The sequence below is a fragment of the Paraburkholderia sp. RL18-085-BIA-A genome, from assembly GCF_046027075.1.
Classification (GTDB): Bacteria; Pseudomonadota; Gammaproteobacteria; order Burkholderiales; family Burkholderiaceae; genus Paraburkholderia.
On sequence record NZ_JARESU010000016.1, the window covers coordinates 18,952 to 35,922 of the forward strand.

The 16,971-nt window shown below is 61.1% G+C and carries 16 protein-coding genes and 1 pseudogene; 9 read left to right on the top strand and 8 right to left on the bottom strand.

What is annotated here, in order from left to right; all coding sequences use genetic code 11:
• Positions 1-15 precede the first annotated feature (15 nt).
• The 9 genes and pseudogenes from P0D89_RS13815 (at position 16) to P0D89_RS13855 (ending at position 8,502) form a co-directional block, all read left to right on the top strand.
• Complete coding sequence (locus P0D89_RS13815; RefSeq protein WP_408358458.1) at positions 16-903, top strand: polysaccharide deacetylase family protein; 888 nt, start codon at positions 16-18, stop codon at positions 901-903.
• A 51-nt stretch (positions 904-954) separates the two neighbouring features.
• Entirely contained in the window at positions 955-2,292 is a 1,338-nt protein-coding gene (locus P0D89_RS13820) for an MFS transporter (RefSeq protein WP_408358459.1), read from the top strand.
• 28 nt (positions 2,293-2,320) lie between these two features.
• Positions 2,321-3,094, top strand: coding sequence for an SDR family NAD(P)-dependent oxidoreductase (locus P0D89_RS13825; RefSeq protein ID WP_408358460.1), 774 nt, complete (start codon positions 2,321-2,323; stop codon positions 3,092-3,094).
• Positions 3,095-3,124: 30 nt separating this feature from the next.
• On the top strand, positions 3,125-3,883 hold the full coding sequence (locus P0D89_RS13830; RefSeq protein ID WP_408358461.1) for an SDR family NAD(P)-dependent oxidoreductase: 759 nt from the start codon (positions 3,125-3,127) through the stop codon (positions 3,881-3,883).
• Between the two features lie 33 nt (positions 3,884-3,916).
• Positions 3,917-4,231 carry a hypothetical protein gene (locus tag P0D89_RS13835; RefSeq protein ID WP_408358462.1) on the top strand — a complete coding sequence of 105 codons (315 nt, stop codon included), beginning with the start codon at positions 3,917-3,919 and terminating at the stop codon, positions 4,229-4,231.
• 28 nt (positions 4,232-4,259) lie between these two features.
• Complete coding sequence (locus tag P0D89_RS13840; RefSeq protein ID WP_408358463.1) at positions 4,260-5,336, top strand: CobW family GTP-binding protein; 1,077 nt, start codon at positions 4,260-4,262, stop codon at positions 5,334-5,336.
• A 48-nt stretch (positions 5,337-5,384) separates the two neighbouring features.
• The gene (locus P0D89_RS13845) at positions 5,385-6,590 is read left to right on the top strand and encodes an ABC transporter substrate-binding protein (RefSeq protein WP_408358464.1); all 1,206 of its coding nucleotides are present in this window, start codon (positions 5,385-5,387) and stop codon (positions 6,588-6,590) included.
• A gap of 19 nt (positions 6,591-6,609) precedes the next feature.
• Positions 6,610-7,704, top strand: coding sequence for a GntR family transcriptional regulator (locus P0D89_RS13850; RefSeq protein ID WP_408358465.1), 1,095 nt, complete (start codon positions 6,610-6,612; stop codon positions 7,702-7,704).
• A gap of 313 nt (positions 7,705-8,017) precedes the next feature.
• Positions 8,018-8,502: pseudogene (locus P0D89_RS13855) on the top strand (DDE-type integrase/transposase/recombinase).
• Between the two features lie 174 nt (positions 8,503-8,676).
• Here the strand turns inward: P0D89_RS13855 and P0D89_RS13860 are convergent.
• From P0D89_RS13860 to P0D89_RS13895, 8 genes are all read right to left on the bottom strand, one after another.
• Positions 8,677-9,330, bottom strand: coding sequence for an HAD family hydrolase (locus P0D89_RS13860; protein WP_408358466.1), 654 nt, complete (start codon positions 9,328-9,330; stop codon positions 8,677-8,679).
• A gap of 81 nt (positions 9,331-9,411) precedes the next feature.
• Positions 9,412-10,944, bottom strand: coding sequence for a sodium:solute symporter family protein (locus P0D89_RS13865; RefSeq protein ID WP_408358467.1), 1,533 nt, complete (start codon positions 10,942-10,944; stop codon positions 9,412-9,414).
• Positions 10,941-11,198 carry a hypothetical protein gene (locus tag P0D89_RS13870; protein ID WP_408358468.1) on the bottom strand — a complete coding sequence of 86 codons (258 nt, stop codon included), beginning with the start codon at positions 11,196-11,198 and terminating at the stop codon, positions 10,941-10,943. Before P0D89_RS13870 ends, P0D89_RS13865 begins: the two co-directional genes overlap by 4 nt.
• A 154-nt stretch (positions 11,199-11,352) precedes the next feature.
• A complete protein-coding gene (locus tag P0D89_RS13875) occupies positions 11,353-12,288 on the bottom strand; it encodes a phosphotransferase (RefSeq protein ID WP_408358469.1) in 936 nt (311 codons plus the stop codon).
• A complete protein-coding gene (locus tag P0D89_RS13880; RefSeq protein ID WP_408358470.1) occupies positions 12,285-13,241 on the bottom strand; it encodes a phosphotransferase in 957 nt (318 codons plus the stop codon). The genes P0D89_RS13875 and P0D89_RS13880 overlap by 4 nt, the downstream gene beginning before the upstream one ends.
• A 10-nt stretch (positions 13,242-13,251) precedes the next feature.
• Positions 13,252-14,538, bottom strand: coding sequence for a Zn-dependent hydrolase (locus P0D89_RS13885; RefSeq protein ID WP_408358471.1), 1,287 nt, complete (start codon positions 14,536-14,538; stop codon positions 13,252-13,254).
• A complete protein-coding gene (locus P0D89_RS13890; protein WP_408376781.1) occupies positions 14,510-15,382 on the bottom strand; it encodes a DeoR/GlpR family DNA-binding transcription regulator in 873 nt (290 codons plus the stop codon). The genes P0D89_RS13885 and P0D89_RS13890 overlap by 29 nt, the downstream gene beginning before the upstream one ends.
• A complete protein-coding gene (locus P0D89_RS13895) occupies positions 15,273-16,955 on the bottom strand; it encodes an amidase (protein ID WP_408358473.1) in 1,683 nt (560 codons plus the stop codon). The genes P0D89_RS13890 and P0D89_RS13895 overlap by 110 nt, the downstream gene beginning before the upstream one ends.
• Positions 16,956-16,971: the final 16 nt, after the last annotated feature.

The following is a 16,971-nucleotide window of genomic DNA, read 5'->3' on the forward strand; positions in this document are numbered from 1 at the left end:
AAGGAGGAAGTACAGATGGCCAAGGAAATCCTGATCACCTTCGGTATCGATGTCGACGCGGTGGCCGGCTGGCTCGGTTCGTATGGCGGCGAAGACTCGCCGGACGACATCTCGCGGGGCCTGTTCGCGGGCGAGGTCGGCTCGATGCGTCTCCTCAAGCTGTTCGAACGCGAAAAACTCAAAACAACCTGGTTCATTCCGGGTCATTCAATCGAGACCTTTCCCGAGCAGATGAAAGCGGTCGCGGACGCGGGCCACGAAATCGGCATTCACGGCTATAGCCACGAAAACCCGATTGCAATGACGCCCGAGCAGGAAGAAGCCGTGCTCGACCGCAGCATCGAACTCGTCACGCAACTGTCGGGCCGCCGCCCGACCGGCTATGTCGCGCCGTGGTGGGAATTCAGCAACGTGTCGAACGAACTGCTCGTGAAAAAGGGCATCAAGTACGATCACAGTCTGATGCACAACGACTTCCATCCGTACTACGTGCGGGTCGGCGATAGCTGGACCAGGATCGACTACAGCAAGCACCCCGATACGTGGATGAAGCCGCTGGTACGGGGCGCGGAAACCGATCTCGTCGAAATTCCGGCCAACTGGTATCTCGACGATCTGCCGCCGATGATGTTCATCAAGAAAGCGCCGAACAGCCACGGTTTCGTGAATCCGCGCGAAATCGAAACGATGTGGCGCGACCAGTTCGACTGGGTGTATCGCGAGCACGACTACGCGGTGTTCCCGATCACGATCCATCCCGACGTATCCGGCCGTCCGCAAGTGCTGCTGATGCTCGAACGTCTGATCGCGCATTTCAAGTCGCACGACGGAGTTCGCTTTTGCACCTGCGATGAAATCGCCGACGACTTCCTGCGCCGCCAGCCACGCGTCAAACCAACCTGAACCCGGCGCGATTCAAAGCGCTATGTGTAGCGTCCTTATCGGAGCATTGAGATGAAAGAAAGTGCCTTGACCCGCGCCGGCTTCAGGCTCGAAAAGATCCTCCCGGTCGACGTGAAGCGCGCCACCGTGGTCGCGTTTTTCGCGTGGGTGTTCGCGGTGTACGACTTCATTCTGTTCGGCACGCTGCTGCCGGAAATCGGCAAGCACTACAACTGGGACGCAGCGACCCAGGCCGAGATCGCGACCTTCGTGGCGATCGGCACGGCGATCATCGCGTTCGGCATTGGCCCCCTGCTCGACCGCGTGGGACGAAAGGCCGCGTTGTTGTGGACCGTCGCGGGCGCGGCGCTGTGCTCGGGTCTCACTGTTCTCGGCGGTGCGATGGGCCAGTGGCCGCTGGTGCTGATCCGTTCGCTGTCGGGCCTCGGATACGCCGAGGAAACCGTCAACGCGACCTATCTGAACGAACTGTACTCGGCCGCCGACGACCCGCGCCTGAACCGCAACAAAGGCTTTATCTACAGTCTCGTGCAGGGCGGGTGGCCGATCGGCGCGCTGATCGCCTCGGGTCTGACCGCGCTGCTGCTGCCGCGCATCGGCTGGCAAGGCTGCTTTATCTTCGCGACGTTCCCCGCCATCGTCATCTTCTTCATGACGCGACGCCTGAAGGAAAGCCCGCAATTCCTGCTGCACAAACGCATCAAGCAACTGCGCGAAGAAGGTCAGGACCAGGACGCGCGCTCGCTCGCCAGCGAACATCGGGTCGACTACGAACAACACAGCCGCGCGGGCCTGCGCGAAGCGTTTCGCGGCGACGCGCTGCGCGCGACGCTAGTGCTCGGCGGCGGCATCCTGCTGAACTGGTCGGCGATTCAGGTATTCAGCGTGCTCGGCACTACCGTGCTGACGCGCGTGCATAACGTGTCGTTCGAAAACTCGCTGCTGATTCTCGTCCTCTCGAACGTGATCGGCTATTGCGGCTATCTGAGCCACGGCTGGATCGGCGACAAGATCGGCCGACGCAACACGCTCGCAATCGGCTGGATGTGCGGTGGCCTCGCATTCGCCGGGATGTTGATGGGTCCGAGCAGCTATGCGGTGGTGGTCGCGCTGTACAGCCTGGGTCTGTTCTTTCTGATCGGGCCGTATTCGGCGGCGCTGTTTTTTATCGGCGAAAGCTATCCCACTGCGATTCGCGGTACAGGTAGCTCGATCGTTCACGCGATGGGTCCGGTCGGCGCCATCCTCGCGGGTGTCGGTGTGACCTCGATGCTGAATCACGGCGTGGACTGGTTGCATGCGGCGCTGTGGTTCGGTGCGCTGCCCTGCTTCCTGTCCGGCCTGTTGATCTTCTTCGCGAAACACGTCAACCCGGAACGTATTCATTAATTTATCGCCCTTATCGAGCAGACAAGTCATGAGCGAATCACAACGCACTAAAGTCGCGCTGATCACCGGCGCGGCGAGCGGCATCGGCCAGGCGCTCGCGCTTGCGTATGCGCAAATCGGCGTCGCGGTTGTCGGAGGATACTTTTCGGGCGATCCGCACGACCCACGCGACACCGAATGTCTTGTTTCCGAAGCGGGCGGCCTGTGCGTGATGCATCCCGTCGACGTGAGATCCGCCGACCAGGTCGACGCGTTCGCTGCCGTCGCACTGGAACGCTTCGGACGGGTCGACTTCGCCATCGCGAATGCCGGCCTGCTGCGTGCCGCGCCGCTCACCGAGATGCGCGACGAGCAATGGTTCGAGATGATCGATGTCGATCTGTCCGGCGTGATGCGCACCTTCCGCGCCGCCAGCCGGCATATGTCGGAAGGTGGCGCGATGGTCGCGGTGTCGTCGATTGCGGGCGGCGTGTATGGCTGGGAAAATCATACGCACTACTCCGCAGCGAAAGCGGGCGTGCCCGGGTTGTGTCGCGCGGTTGCGATGGAACTCGCGCCGCGAAAGATTCGCTGCAACGCAGTGATTCCCGGCCTGATCGAAACACCGCAATCGCTCGACGCGGTCAACTCGCTCGGCCCGCAAGGCCTGCTCGAAGCGGCGCGCGGCATTCCGCTGCAACGGGTCGGACGCCCTTCCGAAATCGCCACGCTAATCCGTTTTCTGACCAGCGAGGACGCGTCGTATATCACCGGCCAGGCGATCATCGCGGACGGTGGCTTGACGGTCCGCTGGCCCGGTTGAGTCGCACATCCAGTCAAGGAGAGTCGAACCATGAGCGACACATTTTCACTCGACGGCCGCCGTGCCGTCGTCACGGGCGCGGCGAGCGGCATTGGCGCGGCGATTGCACGGGCGTATGCGTCGACGGGCGCGCGGCTCGTACTGGCGGACCGCGATGTTACACGTCTCGAACAGCAGGCCGACGCCTGCCGCAAGCTGGGCGCAACGGTGCATACCGTGCAAGCCGATGTCGGCGTCGAAGCGGACGCGAATCGTATCGTGGATACCTGCATCGAGGCGCTCGGCGGCATCGATATTCTGGTCAACAACGCGGGCATGCTGACCCAGGCGCGTTGCGTCGATCTCACCACCGACATGTGGGACGAGATGATGCGCGTCGATCTGCGCAGCGTGTTTTTGTGTACGCGTCGCGCGCTAACCTCGATGATCGCGCAACGCTGGGGCCGCATAATCAACGTCGCGTCGCAACTCGGGATCAAAGGTGGCGCGGAATTATCCCACTACTCCGCGGCGAAGGCGGGCGTGATCGGCTTCACCAAATCGCTCGCGCTCGAAGTCGCGCCCGACAACGTGCTGGTCAACGCCATCGCGCCGGGTCCGATCGAAACCGCGCTGGTCGATGGGATCAGCACTGCGTGGAAAACGGCGAAGTCGGCGGAGTTGCCGTTGCGGCGTTTTGGTCGCGCCGAAGAAGTTGCTCCTGCTGCTGTGCTGCTTGCTTCGGACCCTGGCGGGAATCTGTTCGTCGGCCAGACGCTAGGCCCGAATTCCGGCGATGTGATGCCCTGAGCGGCGTTCGCTAACAACCCCTGGACAAGCACCATGTGCGGAATGTGTGGCCTGCTCGGCGGCGGCAATCACTGGTCGAATACGACGGCGCCCGCCTCTTCAACTGCGGGCTCGGGTACTGGCGGCAGCTCCAATGCGCGACGCCAGCGACTGTTGCAGGCCTCGTTGGCCAATCGGATTCTGGTGCCGCTGCGGCTGCGTCTCGACGACTTTCACGGGCGATCGTTCGTGCTGTCTTCACCGACCGGTGCGAGCGAATTAGTCGGTGATTTCGCGCAGGTGTGGAAAGCGGCAGAGCGTATGCTCGGCCGTCCGCTCGATCCGCTGACCATGTTCGCTGAAGCATGATCGCCGCCACTTTGGATCAGGAGCCCGCATGAGCCTCGCCTACGACATTATTCCGGTCACGCTCGTGACCGGCTTTCTGGGCAGCGGCAAATCCACCTTGCTCGCCGACGTGCTGACCGGCGAAGCCGCGCGCGACACCGCCGTGCTCGTCAACGAATTCGGCGAGGTCGGACTGGATCATCTGCTGATGGGCGAGGTGGATGCGCAAACCGTGCTGCTCGAGAACGGTTGCGTGTGCTGCTCGATACGCGGCGAACTGAAGGACGCGCTGGCCGCACTGTTTTCGAAGCGCGCGCGGGGGGACGTGCCCGCATTTTCGCGCGTGGTGATCGAAACCACCGGTCTCGCGACGCCCGCGCCGATTATCGCGACTCTGCTCGCCGATCCGGTGATACGCAGTCACTATGCGTTGAACGTGACCGTTACCGTCGTCGATGCGGTGAATGCCGAGCTGCAACGCGAGCGCTATCCCGAGTGGCTCGCGCAAATTAGTGCGACGGATCGTATCGTGATCAGCAAGGCCGATCTGGTGGGCGCGCAGCAGGTCGACGCATTGCGCACTGCGTTGGCTGCGTTGAATCCGTTGGCGGAAATCGTTACGCGCGCGTCTTCTGCGTTAAGAGATTTGCTGTTCATACCAGCGCGTTTTGTACCCGATGCTGTTCAGAGCATGAATAAGATCGGGGCGGGTACGCTGCGTCTTGGTGAAGGTGGCGGCACACGTCTTTCGCATCGCGCGGAAACGCGACCGCAACCACACACGCAACCTCAAACCCTTAGCAACGCCATCACCTCTACCTGTCTCACCATCGACACCCCCATCGACTGGCAGGTCTTCACCCTCTGGTTCACCCTGCTGCTGAACCGCCACGGTGATAAGATTTTGCGCGTGAAAGGACTGCTCTCGCTCGAAGGCTCGGACCGACCGACCGTGTTGCACGCGGTACAGCATCTGGTTCATCCCGTTCTGCATCTCGACGCGTGGCCCGACGAGCCGCAAGGATCACGCGCCTCGCGGCTCGTATTCATCACAGAAGGCATCGACGCTCATGCAATCGAAAACTCGTACCAGCGCTTTTGCGCCGCGCTCGAACAAGCGGCCTGATGCTGCGCGCTCCACCTTCACGTTTTAAGAACCTGTTCAACCCAACCCGTGCGCACCTCTCCCGAAGCACCCGCTGTCCATCGCGGCAAGATTGAACTGCGCGTGCTCGGCACGTCGGTGACCTTGCAGGACCATATCCGCGAGCAGGCGGAACAGGACCTCGGCATCAAGCTGCGTTTCATCGTCGAAGATGGCTCGGCTGTGCAACGCAACGGCGTGATGCATCCGCAAAGCTACGATCTGTACGACCAGTGGTTTCACAGCATCGATTGCCTGTGGCCCGCGCACGCGCTGCAACCCATCGACCTCACGCGCATCACGCGCTGGGACGAGATCAACTCGCTGCCGCGCGCCGGACGGCTCGGCAAACGCGTGTGCACCGGCGCGGGCTCGGTGCCGGTTGACCGCCTTTACGTGCAGCCGGACAACTCACTCGGCCGCCAGTCCAGTGAGCGCATCAGCATGCTGCCGCTCACGCATAACGCGGACAGCTTCGTCTATCTCGACGACACGCTGCCCGCCGCGCTGATCGAGCGCGGCGAAAGCTGGTCGTGGCTGCTCGCGCCCGAACTCGCCGGACGCGTCGCATTACAGGCCGACGCCGCGATCGGCGCCATCGACGCCGCGCTCGCCGTCGAAGCAAGCGGCTTGATGCAGTTCGCGGACATCGGAAATCTGAGCATCGAAGAAATCGATGCGTTGATCGCCACCCTGATCGACTACAAACGACGCGGCCATTTCGCGGGCTTCTGGTCAAGCTTCGCCGAAGCCGCACAACTGATGATCTCCAACAAGGTGGCGATCCAGAGCATCTGGTCGCCCGCTACCGTCGAACTGGAAAAGGCCGGGCTAAAGTTCAGGCTTGCGAGTCCGCGCGAAGGCTATCGCGCGTGGTTCGGAGGCCTGTCTCTATCACGCGCGACCAGCGGCCGCGTGCTCGACGCCGCCTACGCCTATCTGAACTGGTGGCTCGATGGCTGGGCCGGTGCGACGATGGCGCGGCAAGGCTTCTACATCGCCAACCATGAACGTTCGCGTGACTACATGAGCGACGCCGAGTGGGCTTACTGGTACGATGGCAAGGCTGCGGCGGACGCGTTACCGGGCCCCATCGGCGAGCCTCTGGTGGCCGCCGGTCAGCGCCGCGACGGCGGCAGCTACGTGGCGCGCATGGGCCGCATCGCGGTATGGGACTCGGTGATGGACGAGCATAATTATCTGGTGCGCCGCTGGGCCGAATTCAGGCGCGCGTGACGGCGTACTCTATCCAACGATGACAAGACGTGCAGGGCCAACCGCAGCGCCGAGTGCTTCCGCGAACAAAGCGGCGACCCGCGAGACCGCTGAATCCAATAGCGAGATTATCGCTGTCGAAGGCGAGACGCGCCTGCGTTATCGGCTGATTCACGATCAGTTGAAGAACGCGATTTTGCGTGGGCGGATCGCGGCCGGACTCGTACTGCTCGAAGGGCCGGTTGCGCGGATCTTTGGCACGAGTCGAGTGCCGGTCAGAAAGGCGTTCGAGTTGCTGCACGAAGGTGGACTGTTGCGCACGTTCGAGGGGCGTGGCTATCTGGTGGCCGGACCCCATGGACCGGACGGCCCCGATCCACAGCCACTGCGCGTGCCGCTCTCTGAAGCGGCGCTCGGCTTCGACGAAGCGCCTGCGCCACTCGCCCTGCCCTCTATCAGCGAACGCATTTATCACGATCTCGAAGCCACGGTGTCGATCGGGATTGTGTTCGGCCATTTTCGTATCGACGAATCCGAGGCCGCCGAGACTTTCGGCGTGAGTCGCGGCGCGGTTCGCGAAGCACTGAGCCGTTTGCGCGATCTCGGCCTGGTCGAGAAATCGGCTTACTCGCACTGGATGTGCGGACCGCTGACCGCGCGCGCCGTGCGACACGATTATGAATTGCGCTCGCTGCTGGAACCGGCCGCGTTGGCAGCAAGCGCGCCGCTGCTGTCGCGCGACACCTTGAACGCGGCGCTCAGGGAAGTGGAGCACGCAATTGCTAACCCCGAGCGCGTAGATTCGGAGGCATTGCAGCGGCTTGAAAACAGCCTGCATGTCGACTGCCTGCGTTGTGCGCCGAACAAGAAGCTGCTTGAGACGATCGGGCACGCGCATATGCCGCTGACCGTAAATTACGCGTTCTATAACGCGTTCGATCTGCATCCCGATACGGCGACGTTGATCGAACATCGCACCGTGCTAAGGCACTTGCTGGACGGCGATGCGAATGCAGCGGCGGACGCGTTGCGCATTCATCTGCAAGCAGGACAGAAGCGCACGCTGCAACGTCTGAAGGTGCTCGCCGTGTTGCCGGAACCCGATCTACCAGGCTTCATGCAGCGGATCGCGTAGCGCTTCAAGGCGCCCACGAGATGGCTCTGTCACATTGGTGAGGTAGTCACGTATGATTGCGCGATGAAGAAGACAAAATCGCTTTATCACGGTCACCGGTTCCCGGCGACGGTCATCAGCCACGCGGTACGCGTGGTACTTCCGGTTCCAGCTCAGCCTGCGTGATATTGAGGATCTATTGTTCGAGCGCGGTGCCATTGTCAGTTACGAGACGATCCGCCGCTGGTGCGACAAATTCGGCTCGGGCTTCGCACATCGGGTCAAGGCTGCTCGCCGCAAACCTGGCAGCACATGGCATCTTGACGAAGTTTTCGTGACGTTACGCGGTGAGCCCTACCTTCTCTGGCGGGCAGTCGACCAGCATGGTGCCGAACTCGACATTCTGCTGCAGACACGTCGTGATAAGGCTGCAGCAAAGCGCTTCTTCAAACGCGTGCTGGCCGCCTGTCCCGACGCACCGCGAAGATTGTCACCCATCAGTTGCGCAGTTATCCGGCCGCGAAGGCGGAAATTCCCGAACTGGCAAACGTCAAACACGTCTTCGTCAAAGCCAGTGCACGGGCGAACAACCGTGTCGAAAATAGCCATCAACCCACGCGTGAGCGCGAGCGCCGGATGCGTGGCTTCCGCGATCCCGATCGCACGCAAGCATTCCTCTCGAGCTTCGGACCGATTCGCCAGCACTTCGCCCTCAAGCGACATTTACTGCGTGCATCACTCTATCGCAAACAGCTCGCCACACGCTTTGCCGCATGGCATCGCTTTACTGGGCTTGCCCAAGATCCGTCCGATTTCTGAATGAGCGGTGCGCTCTGTCAGCTACTGCGTCACCAATTCGGCAACATGACAGTGCCGGGCTACGCGCTGCTGCCTCAATGACGTCGCGGTACAGCTTCAGCAATTCCGTTTTGCTCATTCGCACGCGTGTCAATTGCACTCAGCGAACGTAGCGGCGCCAGCGGAGCAGCGCAATCAGCGCCACATCAGCACAGGCCACGCTGCCTCAACGGCGTGCCGCAATAGCGCGGGATCAGGATTGACGGCCCGCGCGCGCTCCACTTTGCTCAACAGCGGCAGATCGTTGCGTGAATCCGAATAGAAGCTGGAACCCGCGAAGCTCTCCTGATGATCGCGCATCCAGTCTTCGAGGCGCACAACTTTGCCTTCGCGGTAGGTTAACACGCCCCGCGTCTGACCGGTGTAACAACCATCGAAGATATCCAGGTCAATGGCGAGCACGTCCGCAATGCCGAGCCGCGCCGCAATGGGGCGCGCCAGATGATCGCCGGACGCTGAAATGACCAGCACCCGGTCATTTGCCTTCCGGTGCTGTTCGACGGCCTCGCGCGCGTCGTCATAAATCAGCGGTTCGATGACTTCATCAATGAACCTCTCGACCAGCGGCGCGACTTCGCTTCGTCTGCGTCCTTTCATCGGCGCGAGGCTGAAGGTCATGTAATCTTCCATCGCCAGCCGGCCTTCGCTATACGCATTCATCAATGCATCGTTCTCGCGCATGAACGCTTCAGGATCGACCCATCCAAGCAAACCCATCCGACTGCTCCAGAGACTCGCGCAGTCGCCGTTGATGAGTGTTTCGTCGAGATCGAAAATTGCCAACGCCATTGCCTGCTTCCTTTCCGCTAAAGAGGGGCGCCTGAACTCAGGCGCCCGTTGGTTAAACACGTTACTGAACCCGGAGGGCGGTCAGGTAGTAATAGGACCCATAGGCTGTACCGGAGCTTTGACCGCTCCCGCCGATTCGAACAGCGCTTCGACGCGTGCCGATTCCGCGGTGGACGGCTTGATCGCATAGGCACACGCGACAAACACCACGAGATTGGCGAACAGGCCGACGATGCCGCTCGTCAGCGAACCGAGCCAGGGAATGTCGTCCGGATAGAGGCTGGTGAGGACAATTGCAATAACGATGCCCACCAGCATGCCGGCAATCGCACCTTGCTTGTTGCCGCGACTCATGAAGATGCCAAAGAAAAGCGGCACCGCGAGCTGGATGATCCCCTGATACGAAATCTGCGCAAGCAACTGCAGCCGGCTGTAGTTGAAGGTCAGATAAGCAAGCACCGCAGCCGCGACGATGAACACGATCATGCCGGTTTTAGCGAGCACCGTCAGCTGACGATCGGTGCGCGGCCGGTTCCACGTGGCAAGATCGTTCGCAAACTGGGTGCCGCACACCTGAACGCAGCCATCCACGTGGCCGATGCTCGCCGCCAGCACGATGACAATCGAGATCGCAAGCAGCCACGGACCGCCGATGTCGGAGAGTGCTACGAACCAGCCATGCTGGGGATTTGCCGCCACGTTCGGATCATGGCTCACTGCTGCCGCGAACAGCATCAGGATGCCGTAAAAGCCTCCCACCAGCAGCATAGTCAGCAGTGTGCCTTTCTTCACGGCCCGCACGCCGCTTGCCGTGTAGATGCGCTGGAAGCTCATGGGCCAGCACATCGAACCGATTACACCGGTGAAAATCAGACTGAACATGTACCACGGACCATACGTGGAGTGCATTGCACCCGGGATGATCAGCATTTTTTCCGGTAACTGCGACAGGTTCGAAAAGGAGGCATGCGCGCCCAGCAGCAGAAACACGCACAGCGCCGCACACAATACATAGGCGATCAGGCCCTGGTACATGTCGGTCATGATCAGCCCGCGCATCCCCATGCTCACCGTCCAGTACTGACGGATCAGGACCACGGCGACGCCTGCAATCAGGCACGTCGTGACGCCCCATTGGCCGAAGCTTGCGAACTGGAACAGCGTAGCCAGCGCCTGAATGCCCATCACGACCCACGGAAACACCGAGATGATGCCGATGATCGAAGCGATCCGTTTGACCGCCGGGCTGTTGTAGCGCATACCCAGCAGATCGGGCTGCGTCGTCAGGTTGAATCGGCGCCCCCACGTCCATGCGCGATTCGCCATCAGGTACATCGCGGTTACGCCGAGCGTGGAGTACACCATGCCGTAAAAGCCGAGCACGCCGCCAACCGACAACGCGAAGAACGCGGTGAACGTCGAACCCGGCCACCAGGAATTGGTGTAGCTCATGGCGACAAACCACGGTCCATAGGAGCGGCCACCGACGGCGTAATCCGAGAAGCTGGTGCTCTTGCGATTCGTCGCGTAAAGCACTGCGATCATCATGGCAAGAAAGAGGCCGATCATCCCGAAGGTCACGTAGAGATCGCTACCGGTAGCAGACTTGATCATTTCGCTTCTCCCTCTTCGGGTAATTCACCATTGATGCTTTCGACGACGTAGAGCGCCCAGACGCCGAGCCCTGCCAGAACGGCGTTACTCATCCAGTAGAAGATCGGCAATGGAATTCCGGCGATCAGCGTTTGCTCACCGCTCACGCTGAGATAAAACGGCGGAAACAGCGCCATCGCCAGCAAGAGGAGAAAATACAACCCAAATACGACCGAGCGGACGGGTCGAGGAAAGGTACCGCTATCTGCCTTCATGGATTCCACCTCCATATGCACATTAATTTGGATGCCTTATCATTCATGATTTTCCGATTCCGTGAATTCAAAGTTCGATCGAGGAATGCAACCTAACGGCTAACTAACGTCTGATTTACGGCAAACCGATTCATCTTGCGACCGCATTTCCAGCTCAGACCTGCCTCAGCCAGGTTTCCCAGCGAGGATCGTGCATGATCGAGCGGGCGCGCATGTGCTTCCAGGCGCCGTATTTGTAGAAATCGAAGTCGATCCTTGAGACCGCGCGCTGAACCATGGCCCACGTGGACCACTTAAGGTCTGCCAGCGCCTTGTTGATTGTGACGCGCGCTACCGTCTTCGCGCTCACCTCACCGAAGTAGTCCTCGATCAACGCGAGTTCCATTTCAGGCGTAAAGAACATTTCGCCGAACCATAGTCCCACTTCATAGTGTGGATCGTTGTTCGACGCATACTCAAAGTCGACAAGCCGGATTGCCCGTTCGTCGTTCAACATGAAGTTCCCGGCGAGCGTGTCGTTCATGCACGGCCTCAGATCCATGCCTGAAGCGGACAGCGCCGCGCGAGCGCGCTCATACTGCTTGCAGAGCCATGCATGATCCGGCGGCGTCATGCCGTTCAAGGTACTGACCTGACTCTGGTGTTCGTCGATCATGTCGAACACTGTCTTTGTCTGACTGAGTAGCGGCTGCGTGTTGAATGCCTTAAGCGCATGCAACGCGTTATGGCGTACATCGCGGTCCAGAAAGTCCCGGTTGGACGACGCTCGCCAGCCCTCCATGAATTCAAACACCTCGACGCCCAGCTCTTCAATGAAGGCAAAGACCGGCGCGCCATAGCCAGTTTGCGCGGCCTTCACGCTGGCGTCATGAGCGGTCCGGCGATCGATGAACATCTCGGTCCCTCGGCCCGGCACCTTGAAGAAATATGCGGTAGGTTCCCCGTCCACGCGCACTTTCCAGTTCGTGTTGGAAATTCCGCCACCCACCGGTGCGTAGTCGATCTTCATGCCCCGCCAAGCGTCGATAGCGTGAATCGCCGCCTCGATCTGTTGTTCCTGCGCGTTGTCCGCTTCGCCCAGCCTCTTCATGCCGCAACCCCTCGCAGTTGACGCAGCCAGCCTTCGAAGCGCGGGTCTTGCACGCTTTGGCGGCAACGCAAATAGGTCCATTGTCCCAACTTCGTAAATTCGAGCGGGCGCGCTGACGTGGCGCCCGACCAGCTCGCCGACAGGGTCCAAAGCCAGTCATCGACGAGCGCATACAGGCGGCAGCGCGCGTAATCGCGTTCCTCGCAGTGCCCGGCCCACGCGGCGATACCTGCGCGCCAGTCTTCCTCGAACGGGTACAACTCATTTAACGTGACCGCCACGTCGTACCAGGGATCGAAACAGCCGCCGCGATCGAAATCGATCAGCTTCATCTGCCCATCCGCGTCGATCATCACGTTGCTAGCGGCGCCGTCGCCATGAACCGGCACGCTGTCGGTTTGTGCAGCGTGCAGTGTCTCGCACGCCTGGTCCACGCACTCGTCGATCCATGGCGCCCCGGACGGAAGCGCAACTTCGGCCTGCCGGCACAGATTACGCAAGAGCCGCAACTCGCCGGTGAGCGAACGCGAGAAGTCCGGCTTTGGCCCTTGATGAACCGCTTTCTTCAGCGCCCACAAAGCCGGCAAACGTTGCGGCGGCATCAGATCGTCGACCCGTGCCCAGCGCCATCCGGACGCCGGCAGTGCGTCAAACAGCAGCACGCCGCGCGTGACATCGACCACCCGGACACGCGGCGCAACACCGGTCTCTGCTGCGCACCGGCTCGCATCTGCGCTCTTGCGAACGTCGATCAGCGGTCGCACATCTTCGTGCAGCACTTTTGCGTAGTATTCGTTGTGACCCACGTGAACCCGAAAGCCGGCCCATTCCGTGGCGAGCCGCATCGGCGATGCAACGCCAGCCACGCCATCGTCAAGCGTCGGCGCACCATCAAAGTCTCCTTCGCGGAGCGCCTCGAGCAGTCGATTTGACTCGGCAGTGTTGGTGTCCACAAACGAATCCTTAACTGAGGTCAGCGGGTTGAGTACAGAGCCGGTAAAGCACTGCGGTCAGCAGCCGCAAGCCGTGATGCAAATCCCGCTCCGATGTGTATTCCGCCTCGTTGTGCGAGAGCCCGTTCTCGCTCGGTACAAAGACGAGGCAGGTGGGATGAACCCGGCTCATACTGATTGCGTCATGACCTGCAACGGTCACGCTATTCGCTACAGGCAGCCCGAGTAGCACGCTCGTTTCGTAAGCGAGATCGGAGAGACCCTTATGCAGCTGAAGCGGTGAGCGCAACTGTTTGTCCTCCACTTCGAAGTGCGTCCCGGTGGCGGCGGCAATTCGCCGGAGCGTCTGATCGAAGCGTTCAGCCGCATCCTGAAGCAATTCAACGGACCGCGAGCGAAATTCGATCAGCAACGTTGCTCGCGACGGCACCACGTTCGGCGAGTTCGGGTAAATGTCCATACGCCCGACCGAGCTATGCATTTGCAGTCCATGCCGTTGCGCCTCGGCATGGACGGCGACGATTGCATGGGCGGCGGCAAGCAGTGCATCGCGCCGTTGCGCCATCGGCGTCGGACCGGTGTGATTCTGCTCGCCATCGAACCGCACACGCCACTTCAGCGCCGCCCACGTTTCGCGGACCACACCGATCGCCATTCCCGCGGATTCGAGTGTCGATGCCTGTTCCACGTGCGTTTCCAGATAGGCGGCCACGCGGATGTCCGGCGCCCAGTCGCCGCGGTAACCAATTTCCTGGAGCGCCGCGCGCAACGAAATGCCCAGTTCGTCGCGGCACTCAAGCGCAGCCTCAAGCGGCATCGCCCCTGTAAATACGCTGCTGCCGGTGAGGCTTGGCTGGAAGCGCGCGCCTTCCTCATTGGTCCAATCCACCACACACAGATTACGTACAGGTCCTTCGCCGCGTGCCCTCAAATGGCGCGCAACGCTCGCCGCCGCAACTGCTGCGGTCACGACACCGTAGACCCCGTCGAAGCGCCCCGCGTTCGGCTGGCTATCGAGGTGCGATCCGGACACGACGTAGGGCGCTTCTGGATCGAAGGTTAACAGGCCAAAAATATTGCCAACTGGGTCGACGTGTACATCGAATCCCCGCTCGGTCAGCCAGAGACGGAACAAATCGCGCACGCGGCCGTCTTCGACGGACGCCGCGAGGCGATGCAGGCCGCCAGCCGGCGTTGCGCCGATTGACGAGGTCCGCGCGAAGAGCGAGGTGAACTCGGCGAAATCCTCTTCGCTAGGCGCGGCCAGTTCAGGGGTGAAGTACGTCGACTCGGTCATGTTCCATCCGGGCAGCAAAATCGTTCGATAGGGCGCGATTGGTGACGAGCGTGGAAATCGCGCTAAAGGGCAGTGTATTGACGAAAGTTCGGTGACCGAATTTTCCATCGTCCGCGAGGATCACGCTGCGCACGCAATGTCTTACAAGCGTGCGGCGCAGCAAGGCTTCCGATTCTTCATAGTCCATCAGACCGAGCTCCAGATCGATTCCGCCGATGCCCATGAAGGCAATGTCGTAATGAAACTGGCGGGCAAATTGGAGCGTATGCGGCCCGATCAGTGCGTTGTCGTTGCGGCGCAGATCTCCGGGCGTGACCACCACGTCGTTGTCACTGTGATGCGCGATAAGCTGGGCGATATCGAGCGAATTGGTGACGACCCGCAGTTTGCTGAACTCGGTGAGCCGTTGCGCGAGCGCAAGCGTAGTGGTGCCGGTATCGAGAAATACCGCCATGCCGTCCTGTACGAGCTGCGTTGCGCAGGCGGCAAGCGCCACTTTCGCCTGCGTCTTGATGCGATTGCGAACCTGAAGCGGCTGCTCTTCGTTGAGACGGGGAAGGATCGCGCCACCGTGCACGCGGCGCAATTTCCCGAGGCCCTCGAGAAACTTGAAATCGCGGCGGATGGTTTCTTCGGAGACGCCAAAAGAGTTCGCGAGATCGATGGACTTGACGCGCTGCTGCTGGCTCAGAAGCCGCATAATTTCGTCGAGCCGGGGTTGATTGAGCATACGGTCAGGACTCCTCGGCACGGTGTGTGCCGATGGCGATCTGCGGCAGACGGTCGTCCCATGGCAACAGGGCCTCGAAGGCTGCGCAGAATTGCAGGACGTCCGCGTCTGCAAAGCGCGGCCCGATCACTTGCATGCCAATTGGCAACCCACCCTCGCTCCAGCCGCACGGGATGCTCGCGGCCGGATTGCCCGAGAGGTTGAACGGGTACGTAAACGGTGTCCAGCGTGCCCACGGCACGCCGCTGTCGTCCGCATCGGGGGCGTCCTCGGGGCCCGTCTTTTCGGCAGCGAACGGCAGGATAGGAAGTGTCGGCGTAATCAGTAGGTCGTAGCGCGCAAATAGCGCATGCACCTGATTCGCGAAGGCCGCGCGTTGTTGCACGGCGCTCAGATAGCTCGCGAGCGTGCAATCGCGGGAGCGCTCAATGAGCGCCGCAAACCCGGGATCGAGATGATCCAGCTTGTCCCTAAGCGATTTTCCATAGACATTGCCGCGGCCGCCAACCCATAAGGTTTCGAATACGGCCAGCGGGTCTTGCCACGCCAGCACCTTGCGTTCAATGGTGACCGGAAGCGCATCGGCGATCAGATTGACGGCATCGTCGACCGCTTTTGCGATCGCCGCATCGACGCTCACGTCAAACAGGGTCGGGCAATAGGCGATCCGAAGCGGCTGCAACGGCCGGTCACAACGCGCTAGAAACGATTCGGTAGGGGCGGGTAGAGCCTGATGATCGCGCGGATCCGGTCCCGAGAGAATATCGAACAGCAGCGCACTATCGCGCACCGTACGCGTGATGGGGCCAGCGTGGCTGAGCATTTCGGTGGCGGACCACGGCCATGTGGGGATGCGCCCCAGCGTCCCCTTCAACGCGAATACACCGCAAAAAGAACCGGGGATGCGCACCGAGCCGCCACCGTCGGAACCCAGCGTGGCGGGCACCATGCGGGCGGCAACCGCGATTGCCGACCCTGAACTGGAGCCACCGCTCGTCAGTTGCGGATTCCAGGGGTTGCGGCCATGCCCGAACACGCGCGAATAGCTGGCACCGGTCCAGCCGAATTCGGTGGTGGCGGTCTTGCCGATGATGATCGCGCCCGCCGCCTTCAGTCGCTCGATGATCGGCGCGTCTTCATCTGGAACGTAATCGAGCGAGGTGAGCGAGCCGCGCGTGGTGCGCAGGTTCGCGGTTGAAAAGAGATCCTTGACGCCGAACGGGATGCCGTGCAGCGGCCCACGTAAACCGCCGGCTGCGGCTTCGCGGGTCAAGCCTTCGGCGTTTGCGCGGGCCGCGTCCTGATACACGTCGCCGAATGCATTCAATGTGGGATTGAGGGTTTCAATCGCGTCGAGGCTCGCCTCCAGCAATTCAGCCGGCGTCAGCGTGTTGGCGCGAATCTGCTCGGCAGCATCGAGGACAGTTGGCACGGCACACGCATTCTTATGACTTGACATAGGAAAAATCGAGGTCCGTTTCGGTTGTGCAGTGCTGTCATTTCCACAAGACAAAAACACGTCGTCAAGTGAAAAATGTTGGTTTTGTTGCAATTGTGGATTTTTGAGTGAGCAACGCTGGGCGGCGGAATGACAAGGACGAACGTTTCCGGGAATGGAAAAGCTCGAGCAACGCCTTGGCTTGGGTAGAGATGGCCCCGCTTTGCCGCCAGACGACGCGACGTCCAAGGTGGGAATGAAGACG